This is a genomic window from Flavobacterium sp., assembly GCF_043756175.1.
GTDB lineage: Bacteria > Bacteroidota > Bacteroidia > Flavobacteriales > Flavobacteriaceae > Flavobacterium.
In genome coordinates this window covers 1-3,241 of record NZ_JAYURN010000136.1, presented here as the reverse complement: position 1 = coordinate 3,241, position 3,241 = coordinate 1, and the positions used below count along the sequence as shown (strand labels likewise).

Genomic DNA, 3,241 nt, shown 5'->3' with positions numbered 1-3,241 from the left:
TGTGTGTTGACAATTCGGAGACTTTACAAGAAGCTAAAGCATTAGGAAAACTGCTAGAAGACGATATTGATTGTCGTATTAAACGCTATTCTAAATGTTTGAGCCAATGCAGTAAAAATTACCGTGAATGGCTTGTTGACGATTACAAATTGAAATTGATCTTGTTAACTGGTAAAAAATATCGTGAGAAAATCATGAACGAACCGGACGAAGATTAATATTTCTTTTTCTAGGAGCTAATCCCGCTGTGCACTATATCTCTTGTGGTCTCGTAAAAAAACGAGACCACAAAAGGATACCGTTTCCATCGGGGCTAAAAATCACGTTTACAAAACAATTATTTTTATAAAAATATAAAATCCAAAAAAATGTCAAAACAATTCTCTGATTTAGGAATTTCTACTCCCATATTGAATGCACTTTCTGATTTGAATATTGTTGTACCAACAGAAATTCAGCAAAAGACAATTCCGCTACTATTATCAAACACAACTGATTTAGTTGGTCTTGCCAAAACTGGAACTGGAAAAACAGCGGCATTTGGATTGCCATTATTGCAATTAATCGATACTAATTTAGCTGTGATTCAAGCAGTAATTTTGGTACCGACAAGAGAATTAGGACAACAGATTTTTAGAAATTTAGAATCTTTCGCAAAATACTTACCGGAAGTTTCTATTGCGGCAACTTGCGGAGGAATCCCTATCAAACCACAAATAGAAAGACTGGCATTGCCAACACATATTGTTGTAGCAACTCCTGGACGTTTGATTGATTTGATTCAACGCAAAGCAATTAATTTAAAAGAAACCAAATTCCTTGTGCTCGATGAAGCAGATGAAATGGTTACAATCTTAAAGGAAGGTTTAGATGAAATTATTGCCGAATTACCTGCATCTCACAAAACCTTTTTGTTTTCAGCCACTATGCCTGGAACCATTAAGCAACTAATTCAAAATTACCTGAATAAAAATGTGGTACAAGTTAGTGCTAACATGGAAACAGTAGGAAATCAAGGTATTGATCACGAATATATTGTAGTTGATCCTATTGAGAAACTCGATGTTTTGATGCATTTTCTAAATTCAAAAGAAGGCGAACGCGGTATTATCTTTTGTAAAACAAAAGCCGCTGTCAATAAATTAGCTAAAAATCTGGCAATCAACCGCTTTTCTTCCGGAGCATTACATGGCAGTTTATCACAAGGTATTAGAGACAGAATCATGGAGCAGTTCCGTGAAGGACATATCAATATATTAGTAGCGACCGATCTTGCCGCAAGAGGTATTGACGTAAAGGAAATCTCTTATGTAGTGAATTACCATTTACCGGATGTTTATGAAACTTACGTTCACCGAAGCGGAAGAACTGCAAGAGCAGGAGCAAAGGGACTTTCTTTAACAGTTTTACAACCAGAAGAAGAAAAAGAAATTGCCGATTTCGAAAGAGAACTTGGAATAAAATTTACCAAATTTAAAAAACCAACAGTTGCCAGCATCGAAGAAAATAATACGCTTTTATGGGCAAAGCAAATTTTCAAGACAAAACCCAATCACGAAGTTGATGTGGAGCTGAAAAATAAAATTAAAACCGTTTTTCATCATTTGACGAAAGATGAATTGATAGAAAAATTATTGGCTAATTATTTGTTGCAAAACAAAAATGAGCCATCAGAAAAACCAGTTAAAAGACAAAAAATGAACTAAATTTTATAAGTTTTTTAATACTTGTTATATTTAATTGCATCCATAAATAGAGTATATTTATGGATGTTTTTTTTTGAATTATAAATAACACGATATGGAGATTGTAATAATTGGGGGTGGATTTGCAGGATTGAACCTTGCTAAAGAACTTTTAAATCAAAAAGGAATTCAAGTTACACTGGTTGATAAAAACAATTATAATTTCTTTCCTCCTCTTATTTATCAAGTTGCCACTGCTTTTTTAGAGCCTTCAAGTATCAGTTACCCTTTTAGAAAGTTTTTTGCCGGTAAAAAAAATCTAAAATTCCGTATGGGAAACTTACTAAAAGTAAATCCTTCAGAAAATAAAATTATTCTCAATAACGGAGAATTAGAATACGATTACTTGGTTTTTGCTACTGGCGCTGAAACGAGTTATTTTGGAATGGAAAATGTAAAGAAAAATGCTATTCCAATGAAAACGTTGAATGATGCCATTGTAATGCGCAATACATTGCTAAAAAACTTAGAAAAAGCAGCCATTTGCAAAGACATTCGCGAACGCAGAAAATTGTTAACTATTGTGGTTGCCGGTGGTGGTCCAACAGGCGTTGAAGTTTCGGGAATGTTTGCTGAGATGCGAAAAAGTATTTTGCTGAAAGAATATCCGGAATTAAGTACTACTGCAAGTAATATTTATCTGGTTGATGGAGCTAATGCCGTTTTGTCCCCAATGAGCAAAACTTCTCAGCAAGATACACTGGAAGCGCTGACAAAATTAGGCGTTGTAGTGAAATTAAATACTACGGTTGTAGATTATATTGATGACACGGTATATTTTGGAAATGGAGAAACAATTCAAACCAAAAATTTAATTTGGGCAGCAGGAGTTTCAGCAATAGTTTTCGAAGGAATTCCAGCTGAAAGTTACGGTCGCGGAAAAAGAATGGCTGCTGATGTCTTTAATAAAGTTAATGGTACTGAAAACATCTTTGCAATAGGTGATACTTGTATTCAACTGACAGATGCAGATTTCCCAAATGGTCATCCGCAGGTAGCGCAAGTTGCTATTCAACAAGGAATAAATTTAGCTAACAACTTTAAATTAATGAACCAAAACAAGCCTTTAAAACCGTTTAAATATAATGACAAAGGATCGATGGCAATCATTGGAAAAAATAAGGCTGTAGTAGATTTACCCAAACCAAAAATGCATTTCAAAGGTTTTTTTGCTTGGATTATCTGGCTATTTATTCACCTGATTTCATTGATAACTTATCGCAATAGGGTAAAAACATTCTTCAATTGGATGATTGCTTATTTCGCAAAAGATCAATCTTTACGCATGATTATCAGACCTGATAAAAAAGTAAAAACAGAAGTACAATAAATTAAACGCATAATTAATGAACTATTGCAACTCCTTCATCGTGAGAAGTTGTGATAGTTTTTTTTATGTTTCTTTTTCCAAGAATTAAAATCAATAATGCCAAAAGTGTTGTCACAGTCATAATTACTACCATAGGAACTGCAGAGTTTTTGACGAAAATCCCGAC

2 protein-coding genes and 1 pseudogene are annotated in these 3,241 nt (G+C 33.9%); all 3 read left to right on the top strand.

Going from position 1 to position 3,241, the window contains the following annotated elements; genetic code table 11:
* Positions 1 to 218: pseudogene (locus ACH2BP_RS10745) on the top strand (DEAD/DEAH box helicase); the annotation flags it as partial.
* 150 nt (positions 219 to 368) lie between these two features.
* Complete coding sequence (locus tag ACH2BP_RS10740) at positions 369 to 1,706, top strand: DEAD/DEAH box helicase (RefSeq protein WP_395059744.1); 1,338 nt, start codon at positions 369 to 371, stop codon at positions 1,704 to 1,706.
* Positions 1,707 to 1,800: 94 nt separating this feature from the next.
* Entirely contained in the window at positions 1,801 to 3,075 is a 1,275-nt protein-coding gene (locus ACH2BP_RS10735; RefSeq protein ID WP_395059742.1) for an NAD(P)/FAD-dependent oxidoreductase, read from the top strand.
* Positions 3,076 to 3,241 lie beyond the last annotated feature (166 nt).

Coding starts and splice junctions, on each gene's coding strand:
- ACH2BP_RS10740 (WP_395059744.1), top strand. CDS start 369: ATGTCAAAACAATTCTCTGATTTAGGAATTTCTACTCCCATATTGAAT.
- ACH2BP_RS10735 (WP_395059742.1), top strand. CDS start 1,801: ATGGAGATTGTAATAATTGGGGGTGGATTTGCAGGATTGAACCTTGCT.